This is a genomic window from Nonomuraea sp. B1E8, from assembly GCF_039871515.1.
GTDB lineage: Bacteria > Actinomycetota > Actinomycetes > Streptosporangiales > Streptosporangiaceae > Nonomuraea.
On the sequence record NZ_JBDPLS010000013.1, the window covers coordinates 17,041 to 32,185 of the forward strand.

At 69.3% G+C, this 15,145-nt stretch carries 18 protein-coding genes; 13 read left to right on the top strand and 5 right to left on the bottom strand.

The features are described 5' to 3' along the window. Positions 1-11 precede the first annotated feature (11 nt). Positions 12-974: an RNA polymerase sigma factor SigJ gene (sigJ, locus tag ABGA98_RS34725; protein ID WP_347622664.1), complete on the top strand. Its 963-nt coding sequence runs from the start codon at positions 12-14 to the stop codon at positions 972-974. Between the two features lie 170 nt (positions 975-1,144). Here the strand turns inward: sigJ and ABGA98_RS34730 are convergent, their stop codons facing one another. After that, positions 1,145-1,789 (bottom strand): TetR/AcrR family transcriptional regulator, encoded by a 645-nt coding sequence (locus tag ABGA98_RS34730; protein ID WP_347622878.1) that lies wholly within the window; start codon positions 1,787-1,789, stop codon positions 1,145-1,147. Between ABGA98_RS34730 and ABGA98_RS34735 the strand changes: the two genes are divergently transcribed. From ABGA98_RS34735 to ABGA98_RS34750, 4 genes are all read left to right on the top strand, one after another. After that, positions 1,727-1,996, top strand: a complete 270-nt coding sequence (locus ABGA98_RS34735) for an SDR family NAD(P)-dependent oxidoreductase (RefSeq protein WP_347622879.1) — start codon at positions 1,727-1,729, stop codon at positions 1,994-1,996. The genes ABGA98_RS34730 and ABGA98_RS34735 overlap by 63 nt on opposite strands. A 167-nt stretch (positions 1,997-2,163) precedes the next feature. Further along, positions 2,164-2,520 (top strand): hypothetical protein, encoded by a 357-nt coding sequence (locus tag ABGA98_RS34740; RefSeq protein ID WP_347622665.1) that lies wholly within the window; start codon positions 2,164-2,166, stop codon positions 2,518-2,520. After that, complete coding sequence (locus ABGA98_RS34745) at positions 2,517-3,431, top strand: NAD(P)-dependent oxidoreductase (RefSeq protein ID WP_347622666.1); 915 nt, start codon at positions 2,517-2,519, stop codon at positions 3,429-3,431. The genes ABGA98_RS34740 and ABGA98_RS34745 overlap by 4 nt, the downstream gene beginning before the upstream one ends. A 123-nt stretch (positions 3,432-3,554) precedes the next feature. Further along, positions 3,555-4,619, top strand: a complete 1,065-nt coding sequence (locus ABGA98_RS34750; RefSeq protein ID WP_347622667.1) for a Tn3 family transposase — start codon at positions 3,555-3,557, stop codon at positions 4,617-4,619. A 499-nt stretch (positions 4,620-5,118) separates the two neighbouring features. On the opposite strand, the gene ABGA98_RS34755 is transcribed toward ABGA98_RS34750, so the two are convergent. Continuing rightward, positions 5,119-5,709 (bottom strand): TetR/AcrR family transcriptional regulator, encoded by a 591-nt coding sequence (locus ABGA98_RS34755; protein ID WP_283135936.1) that lies wholly within the window; start codon positions 5,707-5,709, stop codon positions 5,119-5,121. Between the two features lie 139 nt (positions 5,710-5,848). Here ABGA98_RS34755 and ABGA98_RS34760 point away from each other — a divergent pair, with 139 nt between their 5' ends. From ABGA98_RS34760 to ABGA98_RS34785, 6 genes are all read left to right on the top strand, one after another. Next, a complete protein-coding gene (locus ABGA98_RS34760; protein WP_347622668.1) occupies positions 5,849-6,391 on the top strand; it encodes a dihydrofolate reductase family protein in 543 nt (180 codons plus the stop codon). A 132-nt stretch (positions 6,392-6,523) separates the two neighbouring features. Then, positions 6,524-7,129: a YciI family protein gene (locus ABGA98_RS34765; protein ID WP_347622669.1), complete on the top strand. Its 606-nt coding sequence runs from the start codon at positions 6,524-6,526 to the stop codon at positions 7,127-7,129. After that, the gene (locus tag ABGA98_RS34770) at positions 7,126-8,343 is read left to right on the top strand and encodes a sigma-70 family RNA polymerase sigma factor (protein WP_347622670.1); all 1,218 of its coding nucleotides are present in this window, start codon (positions 7,126-7,128) and stop codon (positions 8,341-8,343) included. Before ABGA98_RS34765 ends, ABGA98_RS34770 begins: the two co-directional genes overlap by 4 nt. A 115-nt stretch (positions 8,344-8,458) precedes the next feature. Beyond that, positions 8,459-8,953, top strand: coding sequence for an SRPBCC domain-containing protein (locus tag ABGA98_RS34775; RefSeq protein ID WP_347622671.1), 495 nt, complete (start codon positions 8,459-8,461; stop codon positions 8,951-8,953). A 31-nt stretch (positions 8,954-8,984) separates the two neighbouring features. After that, complete coding sequence (locus ABGA98_RS34780) at positions 8,985-9,257, top strand: MFS transporter (RefSeq protein ID WP_347622672.1); 273 nt, start codon at positions 8,985-8,987, stop codon at positions 9,255-9,257. A gap of 270 nt (positions 9,258-9,527) precedes the next feature. Further along, the gene (locus ABGA98_RS34785) at positions 9,528-9,887 is read left to right on the top strand and encodes a hypothetical protein (RefSeq protein ID WP_347622673.1); all 360 of its coding nucleotides are present in this window, start codon (positions 9,528-9,530) and stop codon (positions 9,885-9,887) included. A 291-nt stretch (positions 9,888-10,178) separates the two neighbouring features. Here the strand turns inward: ABGA98_RS34785 and ABGA98_RS34790 are convergent, their stop codons facing one another. Genes ABGA98_RS34790 through ABGA98_RS34800 form a run of 3 tightly spaced genes read right to left on the bottom strand, consistent with a single transcriptional unit; the run spans position 10,179 to position 12,426 of the window. Further along, entirely contained in the window at positions 10,179-10,523 is a 345-nt protein-coding gene (locus ABGA98_RS34790) for a sulfurtransferase TusA family protein (protein ID WP_347622674.1), read from the bottom strand. Next, positions 10,520-11,752 carry a cysteine desulfurase family protein gene (locus ABGA98_RS34795; RefSeq protein WP_347622675.1) on the bottom strand — a complete coding sequence of 411 codons (1,233 nt, stop codon included), beginning with the start codon at positions 11,750-11,752 and terminating at the stop codon, positions 10,520-10,522. The genes ABGA98_RS34790 and ABGA98_RS34795 overlap by 4 nt, the downstream gene beginning before the upstream one ends. Then, entirely contained in the window at positions 11,749-12,426 is a 678-nt protein-coding gene (locus ABGA98_RS34800; RefSeq protein WP_347622676.1) for a metalloregulator ArsR/SmtB family transcription factor, read from the bottom strand. Before ABGA98_RS34800 ends, ABGA98_RS34795 begins: the two co-directional genes overlap by 4 nt. A 37-nt stretch (positions 12,427-12,463) precedes the next feature. On the opposite strand from ABGA98_RS34800, the gene ABGA98_RS34805 reads away from it, so the two are divergent. After that, positions 12,464-13,897, top strand: a complete 1,434-nt coding sequence (locus ABGA98_RS34805; RefSeq protein ID WP_347622677.1) for an MBL fold metallo-hydrolase — start codon at positions 12,464-12,466, stop codon at positions 13,895-13,897. After that, complete coding sequence (locus tag ABGA98_RS34810) at positions 13,894-15,141, top strand: MFS transporter (RefSeq protein WP_347622678.1); 1,248 nt, start codon at positions 13,894-13,896, stop codon at positions 15,139-15,141. The genes ABGA98_RS34805 and ABGA98_RS34810 overlap by 4 nt, the downstream gene beginning before the upstream one ends. Positions 15,142-15,145 lie beyond the last annotated feature (4 nt).

Here is a 15,145-nt window from a genome sequence, read left to right on the forward strand (position 1 = left end):
GACCACTAGGCATGGTTCCAACGAAGGATCGCGAAACCGGCCGGCCGGCCCCGGCGCCCGAGCCGCGCCAAACGGCGATCGACCCGTTCGTCGAACACCGCCGGTTGCTGTTCGGCACCGCCTATCACATGCTGGGCAGCGTCGCCGACGCCGAGGACATCCTCCAGGACGCCTGGTTGAAATGGCATGCGGTGGACCAGGATCTGGTCGAGCATCCCAAGGCCTACCTGGTGCGCACCGTCACCAACCTGGCCTTGAACCACCTCACCTCCGCCCGAGCCGTCCGCGAGACCTATGAGGGCCCATGGCTTCCCGAACCGCTGATCACCCCATCGAACGCCGTTGAGGAGACCGAAATGGCCGAGACAGTGTCGACGGCCATGCTGGTCGTCCTGGAGACCCTCAACCCCACCGAGCGGGTCGTCTTCGTGCTGCGCGAGGTCTTCGGCTATTCCTACGCCGAGATCGGCGGCTTCCTCGATCGCCCCGCGGCCACCGTGCGCCAGATCTCGCGCCGCGCCCGCTCCCACGTGCAGGCCCGCCGCCCCCGCTTCGACGCGGACGACGGGGCGCGCCAAGAGGTCACCGAGAAATTCATGGCCGCCTGCCACGGCGGTGACCTCAACGCACTCATGGAACTTCTCGCCCCGGAAGTGACGCTGTGGAACGACGGCGGCGGCATCGTCACCGCCGCCCGCCGTCCACTGCACGGCCCTGACCATGTGGCGCGCTGGATCCTGGGCGTCATGGCCAAACCGGTCTCCGCCGACATACGCCTCGAACCGGCCGTCGTCAACGGCGAGCTGAGCGTCGTCGGCATGATCGGCGACTACCTCGTCGGCGCACTCACCTACGACATTCACGATGGCCGCATCGAGAACATCCGCTTCCAGACCAAGCCCAACAAGCTGAACGGCATTCAAACGGTGGGCGGCACCGACGGCCCTACCCTCCACACCGAAGGGACACGGTGACGACCACAACGGCGAAGACCACCGCCCCCGCCGCCGGGGAGCTTGTAACCTCAGGAGGAATGCGAAGGACGAGGACGGGCGGCCGCCGGCAAGCTGACGGACGGCGGCGCCAGCGGCGTGGTCCGTACGCCGACGTCGAACAGGGCGGGCCTGCGGCCGACGTGTCGCCTCTATCGCGTTTGCGGTCTGGGGCTCATCCCGGCGAAGACCGCTTGGAGTACGCGGTCGATGTAGGCGTGGGTCAACGGCTGCTGTGTGATCAGCAGCCGGTAGTACAAGGGGCCGGAAAGGATCTCGAACGCCAGGTCCAGGTCGAAGTCGGGAGCGAGTTGACCCTGGTCCTTGGCGGCTTCGAGGCGAGCCAGGGTGTCGGTGGTCTGCGGCTCGATGAACCGCCGGTTGAGTGCGGCGGCGACCTCGGGATCGTGCTGTGCTTCGCCGATGAGGTCCTGGTACAGCGGGCCCCAGGGCGGCTGGCCCAGCAGGTCGGCGGCCCTGGTCATCACCTCGCGTAGATCGGCCATGATGTCGCCGGTGTCGGGGTGGTCCTGGCCTGCGGTGTTCAGGCTGAGGACCGCGTCGAGGAACAGCAGGCCCCGGGAGGGCCAGCGGCGGTAGACGGTGTGTTTGCCGACGCCGGCTCGGGACGCGACCGCCTCGATGCTGAGCTTGGCGTAGCCGGCCTCTCGGGCCAGGTCCAGCGTGGCTCCCCCGAACCTCTCGGAGGCATGATGACCTAAGAACAGACCTCGGTGTTGATCACCGGAGGAAACAAAGGACTCGGTCTTGAGACCGCCCGGCGGCTCGGGGAACAGGGCTGGACGACCTTTCTCGGCACGCGCGACGAAGGCCGAGGACGGGCGGCCGCCGGCAAGCTGACGGACGGCGGCGCGAACGTGATCCTGGTCCCGCTGGACGTGACCTCGGACGAGTCGGTGACCGACGCCGTACGGCTCGTCCGGGAGCACACCGACCGGCTGGACGTGCTGATCAACAATGTCGGCGTGCCTGGAAATCAATGAACCCTGAGGCGAGACATCGGCGTTCGGTGTCACAGACCGGCCGGCTGTTTTCGTCTCTCCAAGGACAGGGACCTACATCGATATGGGAAATGGTCATGCGGATAGTTCGTGACGGACGAGGCGGTCGGCGAGGCGGTGGCTCGAAGGCGAGAAGCAGCCCCCTGATCGTGATCGGTGTACTGCTGGGCGCGGCCAGCATGCTGGTCTTCGGTTTCTGGGCACTGCTCTCGCCCGTCAGCTTCCTCGACTACGTCAACTACCACCCCGTGAACGAGCACTTGGCGCACGACGCGGGCGCCTTCCAGATCGGGATCGGCGCCACTTTGATCTTCGCTCTGATCTGGTCGGACGCTCTCGTCGTGGCGCTGGCCGGATTCGCCGTCGCCAGCGGCCTGCACACCATGACGCACTTCATGGACCGGCATCTGGGCGGCCACGGCACCGACGTCCCGATCCTCGGTCTGTTCACCTTGATCGCTCTTGCCACCCTCTACCTGCGACTGCGAAAGATGGAATCAACATGAAAGTCCTGCTCGCCGGAGCCACTGGCGCGATCGGCCGCCCGCTGGCGAAAGCACTGCGTACGGCGGGGCACGAGGTCCTCGCCCTCACCCGGGACAGCGGCGCCCAAGTGCCCGGAGCCCGCCTGGTAGTCGCCGATGTACTCAACCGGGACGACCTGCTCCGCGCGGTGGAGGGCATCACCGCGGACGTGGTGATCCACCAGCTCACCGCGCTGAGCAAGGCCCCCGCCAAGTACGCGGACATGCGACTGACCAACACGCTGCGCACGACCGGTACGGCCCACCTGATCGACGCCGCGCGCGCTATAGGAGCCCGTCGGTTCCTCACCCAGTCCATGGTGCCCGGCTACGGATACGTCGATCACGGCACGCGCCCGCTCACCGAACAGGACCCGTTCGGCCAGCCGCGCGGCAGCAAGGCGGATCCGGTGGTAGCGGGCATGCGCTCGACCGAACAGCAGGTGTTCGATGCCGACGGCATCGAGGGCATCGCCCTGCGCTACGGCGCCTTCTACGGCCTGACAGGCTCGGAGGACTTCATCACCACGCTTCGCGCCGGCAAGCTCCCCGTGCCCACGGATGGCGGCACCACGATGTCATGGATCCACCTGGCCGACGCCGCCGCTGCCACGGTGGCGGCCATGGACAAGGGGGTGGCGGGCCAGGCCTACAACATCGTCGACGACGAGCCCGTCACCTGGGGACGCATGTTCGCCGAACATGCCAAGGCGGCCGGGACCAGGCCACCCCGGCGCCTGCCCGGGTGGGTGATACGGCTGGCCGCGCCGTACTTCGCGACCCTCGTGATCGACACGTCCATGCGCGTGTCGAATGCCAAGGCGAAGGTCGAGCTGGGGTGGGCGCCGACGATGCCCAGCTACCGCGAAGGCGTACACACCCCCCGCGGGTAGACGTGCCGACCCCGCCGGACGATCGGGGCAGGTCGTCGGCGAGACCGGCTTCCTGCCCGTTCGCCCTGCTTTCCCCCACTGGCGATATTCATACCACTCACCACTGACATCCAGATCCATGCCGTGAACGTCCTGGTCATCGGCTCAGGCGCAGCGGGACTGCGGGCGGCGATCGCCGCCCGCAGCCGGTTGCGAGGTGCTCATCGTGGGGAAACGTCCGAGGACGGACGCCCACACCGTGCTCGCCGCCGGAGGCATCAACTGCGGTTCCTGGTCGGCGAACTTCACGCCGAGTGGCACCAGTGCTACGGCGGCGCCGGGATCATGGTGTATTGGCACGTCGAGCGCAAGAACGTGTGCATCTACAGCCAGGTGCGATCCACCACGGACTCCGAGGTCGCCTCGATGATCGAGGGCTTGCTGCGCCATCTGGCCAGCGCGGAGATCGATCGCCAGTACACCGATACGCACGGAGCTTCGATCGTCGGCTTTGCGTTCTCGCACTTGCTGGACTTCAAGCCGTTGCCTCGGCTGAAGAACATCGGCTCGGCCCGCCTGTACCGGCCGGGCCTGACCGACGGAGAAGCCTGGCCGCAGTTGGAGAGCGTGTTGTCGGGCAAGACGATCGACTGGGAATTGATCGCCAACCAGTACGACCAGATGATCAAGTACGCGACGGCGCTGCGGCTGGGCACCGCCGAGGCCCATCAGATACTGCGCCGCTTCACCCGCGGCGGCCCCAAGCACCCCACCTATCGCGCCATCGAAGAACTCGGCCTGGTGATCCGCACCGTCTTCATCTGCGACTACCTCGCCGAGGAAGAGCTCCGGCGCGAAATCCACGAGGGCCTGAACGTGGTGGAGCACTGGAACTCGGCCAACAAGGACATCTTCTACGGCAAGATCGGCGATCTGACCGGCGACGACCGTGAGCATGTCGAGGTCTCCGCGCTCGCGTTGCACCTGGTCCAGGCGGCGATCGTCTATCTGAACACCAGGATGGTGCAGATCGTCCTCGCCGAGCCGAAGTGGCGAAAGAAGCTTACCGACGCCGACCGGCGCGCCCTGTCAGCACTCTTCTGGTCCCATCTGAACCTGTACGGCAAGTTCGAGCTCGACATGAGCAAACAGCTCGACCTCGGGCCGGCGCCGAGCGCTGAGGGTCAACAGTTAACTGGTCCGCTCTGAGCGACGAACGATCTCGGGGGTGGCTTGCGCCGGGCGCGGGCCACCCCCTTCCGCTTACGGCCCGTTCTGGCTGAACGCGACGATGACGTGGAGTACGCCGAGGCGACCGTCATGGTCCCGACCGAACGCCGCGGGTGCGTGACAGGTCGTGCCGGGGCATGACGAGCATCCGAACGAAAATTCCCGTTTGCAGCGCGGAGTTGAGCGGCTTGCCGTGACTTTCCGTTCGGATGTGTCTCGCCGAAGGGTTTTCGCAGGTCACGGCCTATGCGGCCAGGTGGCCTCGGCGGGCTGCGACGCGAGCGGCGTACACCCGGTGCGCCTTGCGCTCAGCCGGGCCGGCGCTGTCGGCGGCGGTAGCACTTTGCTCCAGCATGGCGCGGTGAAGTGCAACCGGGGCCACCATGCGGACCGAATAGCCGGGGCCGCGGCGGATGTTCCATCCTGAGACGAGGGCCAGGCGGACGACCTCGTCCCCGGCGATGCGCAGGAAATCACGTCAGGGAGTTGCGAAGCGCGCGGCGATCGTCCGGGCTGCTTCGTCGACCGCTCGCGACTGCTCTTCCTTGGTGATCGACCACGTACCATGCGTGAGGCGCGGCCAGAAGATCGCGGACGCGATCATGCCGAGGAACTGTGCGGATGCCAGATCCGGATCATCGATGTCGGCGCTTCCTGCGGAGTGTGCCTCCCGCAGATAGCGCCCCAGCGCCTGCAGCACAGGCAGCGTGCCGAAGTCGAAGGTCCGCTCGCGCAGTTCGGGGAAGTGGTGCGATTCGGCGATCACGGTTCGCATCAGGGCGACCATGCGAGGACGAGTCAACAGTTCCGAATACGCGCGACCTAGCACCACCAAGCCCGCGTAGAGGTCACCGGTCGGGATCTCGACCGGTTCCGGAGCCGGCGATCCGCCTGCCGCGAGCACCGTTGCCTCGAAGAGCTCGGCCTTGGTCGGGAACTGCTTGAAGAGCGTCGCCTTGGACACCCCCGCGCGCTCGGCGACACGTGCCAGTGGCGTGCGGTCGTACCCGAACTCCAGGAAGAGTTGCGCGGCGGCGCCGAGGATCGCCTCGCGATTGGTCGCGGCCACCGCACGGTGATACGAGGAGCGTCCACGTGTCATCCGTTCAGTATCTCATCGAGGCGAGTTCCTTGACTCACCATTACGAACACGATTAGGTTGATAGAGGCGAGTCGATCGACTCACCTCTCCGAGGTAGGAGCGGCTTATGGCTACCGTGATCGTCCACGCGACCATCACTCTTGACGGGTTCATGGCAAAGGAGGACGGCGGGGTCGACTGGATGTTCGGCCGACCCTCCGCTCCCGAGGATGACGCCGTCGTCGAAACAGTGATGAGCCGGATCGGCGCGGTGGTCGGCGGCGCGAACAAGACCCAGACCATCGAGGACGGCGAGATCCCGTATGGCGGCATGCTGAAGGTCCCGGTCTACCTGATGACCCACAGCGCACATGAGCCGATCGAGCGCGACGGCACCACGTACAACTTCGTCGTCGACGACATCAACGAGGCCGTCAGGCTGGCCACGCAAGCGGCCGGGGACGGCTGGGTCAGCCTGCTCGGAGGAACCATCTCACGACAGTGCCTGCGGCTCGGTCTCGTCGACGAGCTCCACCTGGACGTTGCGCCGGTCCTGCTCGGCGACGGCATCTCGCTGTTCGCAGGCCTTGGGCGGCACATCGAGCTTGAGCGGCTCGATACATCAGCCTTCGCGAGTGAGACTCATCTTCGCTACCGAGTCCTCCGTTAGCCAGAGTTGCAGGTCCTCCGAGCTATCGGGTCCGCCACGAGCCCTCGTCACTTGTCCAAGCCCCGCCCGCCCCGACCCTAAGCGGTTCCGGAACCCGCGTCCCGCGCTTGCCCAGACAGCCGGTGCACCCCGATGCGCGCCCGCGACCGGCTGGAGTGGCGCTTCCGCGCCCGCGACAACGACGACCAGCCCTCGGTCGCGTTGCGCACCGCCAGCGACCGGATGCGCGCGGCCGGCATCGTGCAGCGCGGCGCTGCGATCCTGGCCGCCCCCGCCCGGCCGTTCATCCTGCCCGCCGACGCCGGCCAGGCGGGTGACGTGGCGACGCCAAACGGTGTCAGTTCGTCTTCGACCGGCATTGTGTCGATGACGACACAACTGGAGGTTGGGCATACTGACGCCGTGAAGTATGTGTTGCTGTTCTGTGACGACGAGAGAATGTCGCCGTCCATGGAGGAGATTGCTGTGGACCCCGCGCATCGGGCGTATGCGGCGGAGTTGGATCGGCGGGGAGCCAGCGTCGGTGGTGCGCGGCTGCGTCCTGTGGCGCAGGCGACGACGGTTCGCGTCCGTGATGGCGAGACTCTCGTATCCGATGGCCCGTTTGCGGAGACGAAGGACTTCATCGGCGGTATCGACATCATCGAGTGCGCTGATCTGGATGACGCGATGGCGATCGCGGCGCGGCATCCCTACGCGAGCTGGGGGTGTGTCGAGGTGCGCCCGGTGTGGGAATGAGCGCGCCGGAGGAGATCCGTGTCGCGGTCGAGGCGGCGTACCGGGACGAGTGGGGTCAGGTCGTCGCCACGCTGATCGGGCTGACCGGGCACTGGGACCTGGCCGAGGACTGTGCGCAGGACGCGTTCGCCGCCGCTCTGGCGACGTGGGCTCGCGATGGAGTTCCGGCTCGTCCGGGTGCGTGGCTCACGACGGCGGCTCGTCGCCGGGCAATCGATCGGCTGCGGCGGGACAAGACCCGGGTGGCGAAGGTGCGTCAGATCGCCGCGCTGGAGCGGGATCCGGTCGAGCCGTCGGCGGAGGAGATTCCGGACGAGCGGTTGCGGTTGATCTTCACGTGCTGTCATCCCGCACTGCCGTTTCCCGCCCGCGTCGCCCTCACGCTGCGCACGTTGGCGGGGCTGAGCACGGGTGAGATCGCCAAGGCGTTCCTGACCACCGAGCCGACGATGGCGCAACGCCTGGTACGGGCCAAGCGCAAGATCGTCGAGGCCGGGATCCCGTACCGGGTTCCTCCGGCCGAGCTCCTGCCGCAGCGGTTGAGCGCTGTACTCGCGGTGCTGTACCTGATCTTCAACGAGGGCTACGACGAGGTGGGCGGGCGCAGGGCACTGGCAGCTGAGGGGATCCGCCTCGCCCGGGTGCTCGTTCACCTGATGCCTCAGGAGCCCGAGGCGCGCGGCCTGCTGGCGTTGATGTTGCTGCTGGAGGCCCGCCGCGGGAGTCGCACCGCCGATGGCGTGCTGGTCACGTTGGAGAACCAGGACCGATCCCAGTGGGATCGCGCGCTGATCGCCGAAGGTGTCGCGGCGCTCGACGAAGCGGTGGCCATGCGGCATTCCGGGCCGTATCAGGTGCAGGCCGCGATTGCCGCCTGTCACGCTATGGCGCGCGACGCCGCGGCTACCGATTGGCCGCAGATTGCCGCCCTCTACGCCGAGCTCATGCGGCTGGCGCCATCCCCCGTGGTCGAACTCAACCGCGCCGTGGCGATTGCGATGGCCGACGGCATCTCCGCCGGACTCGCCCTCGTCGAGGAGCTGGCCGGGTCCGGCAAGCTCGATGACTACTACCTGCTGCCGGCGACACGGGCCGACCTTCTCCGCCGGGACGGCCGCCTCGCCGAGGCCGCCGCGTCCTACGAAGAAGCTCTGAAACTGGCACCGACCGACGCCGAACGGCGCTATCTGACGGGTCGTCTTTCCGAGCTCTGACCAGCACGAAGGTCATCACCGCCGAATCTTTCTGAAGTTTTCCCGGTCGATGTCGATCCCGGGCCGCCTCCTTCGCCGGTGGGGCATACCCACCCGACAAAGAGAGGCCAGAACGATGTTGAACAGCGCACACCTGACCGCCACCATGACCGTCGACCGGACGCCGGATGAGGTCTTCGCCGCCATCACCAACGTACGCGGATGGTGGAACGAGAATCTGATCGGCGACACGGCCGTACTGCTCGACGAGTTCGTCTTCACCGACGACAGCGAACACGCCGGCGAGTTCGCGCACGGGAAAGAGGGGATCCGTTTCGCCCGGTTCCAGCTCACCGAGGTCGTGCCCGGCCAACGGATGGTCTGGCACGTCGTGGACTCCTACCTCACCTTCGTCGACGACCACGCCGAGTGGACCGGCACCAACGTCATCTTCGACATCACCACCGACGCGCAGGGCACGACCCTGCACTTCACTCACGAAGGGCTTACCGCGGGCGAATCGGAGTGCTTCGAAGCATGCTCGCGCGGATGGACCTTCTACATCACCACGAGCCTGCCGCAGCTGATCACCACCGGTGCCGGCCAGCCCATCCCGAGTTACCGCCACTGACCCCGGCCGCGCACGCCCGCGCCAACGACTCGTGCTGGGGCTGGCGTGCGCCGCCCAGGCGATGGTGGGTCTCGACATCGCCATCGTGAACGTTGCCGTGCCCTCGATCCAGCGAGACCTCGGCATCAGCCAGAGCAGCGTGCAGTGGATCGTCGTGGCCTACGGCCTCCTGCTCGGCGGCTTCCTCCTCGTCGGTGGCCGGATGACCGACCTGCTGGGACGACGCCGCATCCTGCTCGCCGGCCTCGGCTTGTTCACCGCCGCATCGCTGCTGGCCGGCATGGCCAGCACGGCGGTGTGCTGATCACTGCCCGCGGGCTCCAAGGGCTGGGCGGCGCGCTCATCGCACCGGCAGCCTTGTCGCTGCTGGCCGTCACCTTCCGCGAAGGGCACGAACGCAATCGGGCCCTGGGCCTCTTCGGAGCCGTTGGCGCAGCGGCCGGAACGGTCGGCGTTGTCGCCGGCGGTCTCATCGCTGCCGGCCCGGGCTGGCGGTGGGCGTTCTTCATCAACGTTCCCGCAGGCCTGCTCCTCATCGCACTCGCCATCACCTGCCTTGCGGCCGACGGGGCTCGTGGCCGGCCTGATGCTCATAGCGGCCGGAATGGTGTGGCTCACGCAGGTCCCCGCTGACGCCGACTACCTCACGGACCTGCTTCCGGCGTTCCTGCTCGCCGGACTCGGCCTGGGGCTCTGCGGCCCGTCGCTGCAGATCGGCGCGTTGTCCGGTGTCACCGCATCGGAATCAGGAATCGCATCGGGCTTGATCGAGACGATGCGCGAGATCGGCCCCGCGGCAGGCGTCGCCGCGGTGTCAACAGTCCTCGTGGCCGGATCCGGCCTGGCCGGCTTCCACGCCGCATTCGCCGCCATCGGCGTCCTTGCCGGTCTTGGGGCCATCATTGCGGCGATCGGATTCCGACGCGCTGGGTGACCCGCGTCATGCCGCCAAGAGATCACATCCGGCCAAATAGCGCCGGAGATCCCGGCCATTCACCGCCGGAACTTACAGGTCAGGTGCGGCGCGACGTTCATGGTGCCGGAGTGCACCCGGGAGCGGATGCCGGAGGCGGGTAGGTCTCGTCGTTGTAGAGGAGGTCGATGTGGTGGCCACGATCATCAATGTGCCGCCGGCGATCACCGTCCAGGCGTCGCGCATGGCTCGGCTGCTGGACGGGCCGGCGTGGCAGCAGGCGCGGCCGCGCGGGCATGGGCTGGGTGCCGGTCAGGCGGTGATTGACCGCCAAGGGGCATGGCGCTCGGTACGGTGGGCGTCGGCGCGGACGCCGATGGCGTACGTGGGGCGGTCACGGCCCGATAGAGGGCCGAGGTAGTGGTGGCCGGTCAGGTGGCACCAGGCGGGCAGATCGATGGGTGCGGCCGGGTCGGTGGCGATGAGGTGGACCACGCCCCCGGAGGGCAGGCCGGCAACCAGGCGGCTCAGCTCGATCAGCAGGTGGATGCAGCGGCGGTCACCGCCGTCCAGCACCACCGGCACGGCCGGATCGCCGGCACCGCCATCCTCAGGGCCGCCATCCTCAGGGGCGGCGTGCGCCCGCTCGTCATTCATGCGTTGCCTGTTTCTGTGATGCCGGGGAGGCCGGGCAGCGGGTGGGAGACGGTCAGGGCCGCGTTGATGAGTGCGGCAGCTGCGGTCTCGATGTCGGCGCTGGTGCTCCAGCGGCCCAGTGAGAGCCGGACCGCGCTCAAGGCTCTGCCGGTGTCCAGGCCCATGGCCGACAGCACGGGGGACGGGGCGTGGGTGCCGCTGTGGCAGGCCGAGCCGGTGGAGGCCGCCACGGCGGGCGCGGCGGCCAGGAGGTCGTGTCCGCGGGTGCCGTCGATGCTGATGTTCAGCGTGTTCGGCAGGCGCCGGCCGGCGGGGCCGTTGAGGTGGACGCGGCCCGGCAGCGCCGCGTCCAGGCGCAGGTGCAGGTCATCGCGCAGGTGCGCGATGCGGGCGGGCGCGCCGGTGGCGAGGTCGTGTGCGGCCAGGTCGGCGGCGGCGCCGAGGGCCACGGCCAGGGCGACGTTCTCGGTGCCGGCGCGCAGGCCGCGTTCTTGCCCGCCGCCGTAGACAACCGGCTCCAGCGACACGCCCTCGCGCACGTACAGCGCGCCGATGCCCTTGGGCGCGTACATCTTGTGCCCGACAAGGGTGAGCAGGTCCGCGCCCAGCTCGGTGACGTCCAGCGGGATCTTGCCCGCGGCCTGGGCGGCGTCGCAGTGCAGCAGCGCGCCCCGGGCGTGGGTGAGGGCGGCCAGCTCGGCGACCGGCTGCAGGGCGCCGGTCTCGTTGTTGGCGGCCATCACCGACACCAGCACGGTGTCGTCATCCAGCGCGGCGGCCAGCGCGGCCGGGCTCACCAGCCCGTCGCCGTCGACCGGCAGCACCGTGACGCGGGCGTCGTGCAGGCGCGCCAGCGCGTGGCAGGTGTCCAGCACGGCCGGGTGCTCGGTGGCCTGGGTGATCACGTGCGGGTGCGGGCGGCCGGCGGCGAGCAGCGCGCCGCGCACGGCGAGCAGGTTCGCCTCGGAGCCGGAGGCGGTGAACAACATCTGCGGCGCGTGTGCGCCGATCAGGGCGGCGACCTGGGCGCGGGCGTCGGCGAGCGCGCGGCGCGGTCGCTCGGCGTACGGGTGGCTGCTGGAGGGGTTGCCGAACCAGGTGGTCAGGTAGGGCAGCATCGCCTCGGTCACCCGGGGATCGACGGGTGTGGTGGCGTTGTGGTCGAGATAGACCGGCCCGCCGGCCAGCCCCGGATGCCGCACCGGGTATGGGGCGGGGTGGGCGGTCATGCGGATGCTCCGGTCTCGACGGGCAGGTCGGACAGCCGCCACTCCAGCATGCCGTCGCTGAGCCGGATCGCCCGCCGGCCGCGGTCGATCAGCAGCCGGACCGCGTCGTAGGCCAGCACGCAGTACTCGCCGCGGCAGTACACGACGGTCTCGACGTCGGCGGGCAGTTCGTCGATGCGGTCGGCCAGTTCGGCGACGGGGATGGACACGGCGCCGGGGATGTGGCCGGCCAGGTACTCCTCCACCGGCCGCACGTCCAGTGCCACCACCTCGCCCGCCCGTACCCGGGCGCACAACTCCTCCCGCGAGACCTCCACCGCGCCGTCGTTGCCGAGGTAAGCCTCGCGTGCTTGAGGAACGGCGGCCTGGTGAGCCTCGGCGACCTTGCGCAGCAGCGCGAACAGCTGGGCGACGTCGTCGCCGGCCAGCCGGTAGTAGATGCGCACGCCGTCGCGGCGGGTGGCGACGAACCCGGCCTGCTTGAGCGTCTGCAGGTGGGCCGAGGCGGTGGTCAGGTTCAGCCCGGCGGCCTTGGCCAGGGCTTCGACGGTGCGCTCTCCCTGGGCGAGCAGGTCGAGCAGTTCCAGGCGTTTTCCGCTGGCCAGGGCCTTGCCGCTGGCTGCGAACGCTTCATACAGAGAAGCCTTGGCCTGGGCTGGGGTTGCGTCACTCATCCAGTCCTCCATTAATCTATGGAATATCGTACCTATTGTGAGCGGTGCGCGCGACTCTCTCCGGCGCCGCCGGGCCCAGATCTTGGAGGACATCGTGGGATTCGCCGAGGATCACCTGATACCGCTGGTCGATGAAGGGCTGGGCAACAGCGCCTACCTGCTCGACCTGGGCGACGGCCGGGCGCTGGCCGTGGACGCCGCCCGTGACCTGCGCGCCCTGCATGCCGCCGCCCGCAGCCGCGGCCTGAGCGTCGCGTATGCGGCCGACACGCACCTGCACGCCGACTTCCTGTCCGGCGCCGTGCAACTCGCCCACGAAACGGGGGCGAGCGTGCTGGCCTCCGCAGCCGGGAAACGCGCCTTCGCGCACTGGGGCCTGGCCGACGGGGATGAGGTGGATCTGGGCGGGCTGCGGCTGCGCGCGCTGGCCACCCCCGGGCACACCGACGAGCACCTGTCGTTCCTGCTCCTGGACGACGGCCAGGAGATCGGCGTGTTCACCGGCGGATCGCTGATCGTCGGCTCGGCCGCCCGTACGGATCTGCTCGGCGCAGAGCGCACCGAGGAACTGGCCCGCGCCCAGTACCGCTCGCTGCATCGCCTGGCCGCGCTGCCGGACCACACGCCGGTGTGGCCCACGCACGGGGCGGGCTCGTTCTGCTCGGCACCACCCGGCGCCGAGCGCATCACCACCATCGGCGCGCAGAAGCGCACCAATGCGCTGCTGGCCGCGCCGGACGAGGACGCCTTCGTCCGGCGGCTGCTCACGAGCCTGGGTACCTATCCTGCCTACTTCGACCGGCTGAGCGAGCACAACCGGCGCGGCCCCGCCGTCCTGACCGGCACTCCCCCGCTGCCCGCCCTGGAGGCCCGGCAGGTACGGGCGCTGCTCGCCGCCGGCGGCCAGGTCGTCGACGTCCGCCCGGCGGCCGAGTTCGCGGCCGGGCACATCCCCGGCGCGCTGTCGATCCCGCTGCGCGAGCAGTTCGCCACCTGGCTCGGCTGGCTGCTGCCCGACACGGCGCCTTTGGTCTTCGTCGCCGGCGACGGCCAGAACCTGGAGGAGGTCGTCTGGCAGGCGCACAAGATCGGCTACGAGCGGCTGGCCGGGCACCTGGCCGGCGGCATGAGCGCCTGGCGGGAGCCGGGCGGAGCCGAGGCCGTCACGGCGTTCGTCACCGCCGATCGGGCGCCTGCCGGGCCGTACCTCGACGTGCGGCAAGAGGCCGAGTACGCGGGCGGGCACGTGCCCGGGGCGCTGCACATCGAGCTCGGCGAGCTCGCCGGGCACGCCGCCGACGCCCCGGCCGGTGCGGTGGTGGCCTGCGGGCACGGAGAGCGCGCGATGACCGCGGCCAGCGTGCTGGAACGCGCCGGCCACACCGGCGTGACCGTCCTTGAAGGCGGCCCGGCCGAGTACGCCGCCGCCCACGGCCTGCGGCTCGACACCGCCGACGGCGGTGCTCGGTGAGCACCGGCACCCTCCCCCCGGCGCGGCTGGGGCTGCGGGAGAACTGGCTGCAGTTCACCCTGCTCGTCATCGTCAACGTGTGCGTCGGCGGCCTGGTCGGGCTGGAGCGCACCACCGTCCCGCTGATCGGCACCGATGTCTTCGGCCTGACCAGCGACCTGGCCGTGTTCTCCTTCATCATCGCCTTCGGCCTCACCAAAGCGGCCACGAACCTCGCCGCCGGCGCGCTGGCCGCCCGCTTCACCCGCAAGCAACTCCTGGTCGCGGGCTGGCTGATCGGCACTCCGGTGCCGTTCATGCTGGCGTGGGGGCCGTCGTGGTGGTGGATCGTGGCCGCGAACCTGCTGCTCGGCCTCAACCAGGGCCTGTCCTGGTCGATGACCGTCAACATGAAGATCGACCTGGTCGGTCCGGCCCGCCGCGGCCTGGCCACCGGACTGAACGAAGCCGCCGGATACACCGCGGTCGGCGTCACTGCGCTGCTGACCGGCTACCTGGCCACCGCCTACGGGCTGCGGCCCGCCCCTGAGCTGATCGGTGTCGTCTTCGTCCTCGCCGGTCTGGCGTTGTCCTTGGTCGTGCGCGACACCGCCGCGCACGTCGCCCTGGAGCTCGCCCAGCATCCCAAGCCGCTGCCCGACGGAGAGAACACCGGGCTGGCGGCCACGTTCGCGCGCACCTCGTGGCGGGATAGCTCGTTGCGCGGCGCCAGCCAGGCCGGGCTGATCAACAACCTCAACGACGGCCTGACCTGGGGCGTGTTCCCGTTGCTGTTCACCGAGTACGGGCTCGGCCTGGCCGCCGTCGGCCTGATCAAAGGCCTGTATCCGATCCTGTGGGGCCTCGGCCAGATCCCCACCGGTCATCTGGCCGACCGCATCGGCCGCAAACCCCTCATCGTGTCCGGCATGCTGGTCCAGGCCGCCGGGTTCGTCCTCGTGCTGGCCCTGCCGCAGTGGCCGCTGCTGGCCGGCGTCTTGTCCGCCGTGGCGCTCGGCATCGGCACCGCGATGGTCTACCCGGCACTGATCGCCTCTGTCTCCGACCACGCCCACCCCGCCTGGCGCGCCAACGCTCTGGGCACCTACCGGTTCTGGCGCGACATCGGTTACGCCGCCGGCGCCCTGCTCGCCGGCCTGCTGGCCGACGCCTTCGGCCTGAACGCCACCGTCATCGCCGCCGCCGTCCTCACCGCGGCCTCCGGCCTGCTCGCCGCCCGATGGATCACCGACCCCTCTCGTTGACCCG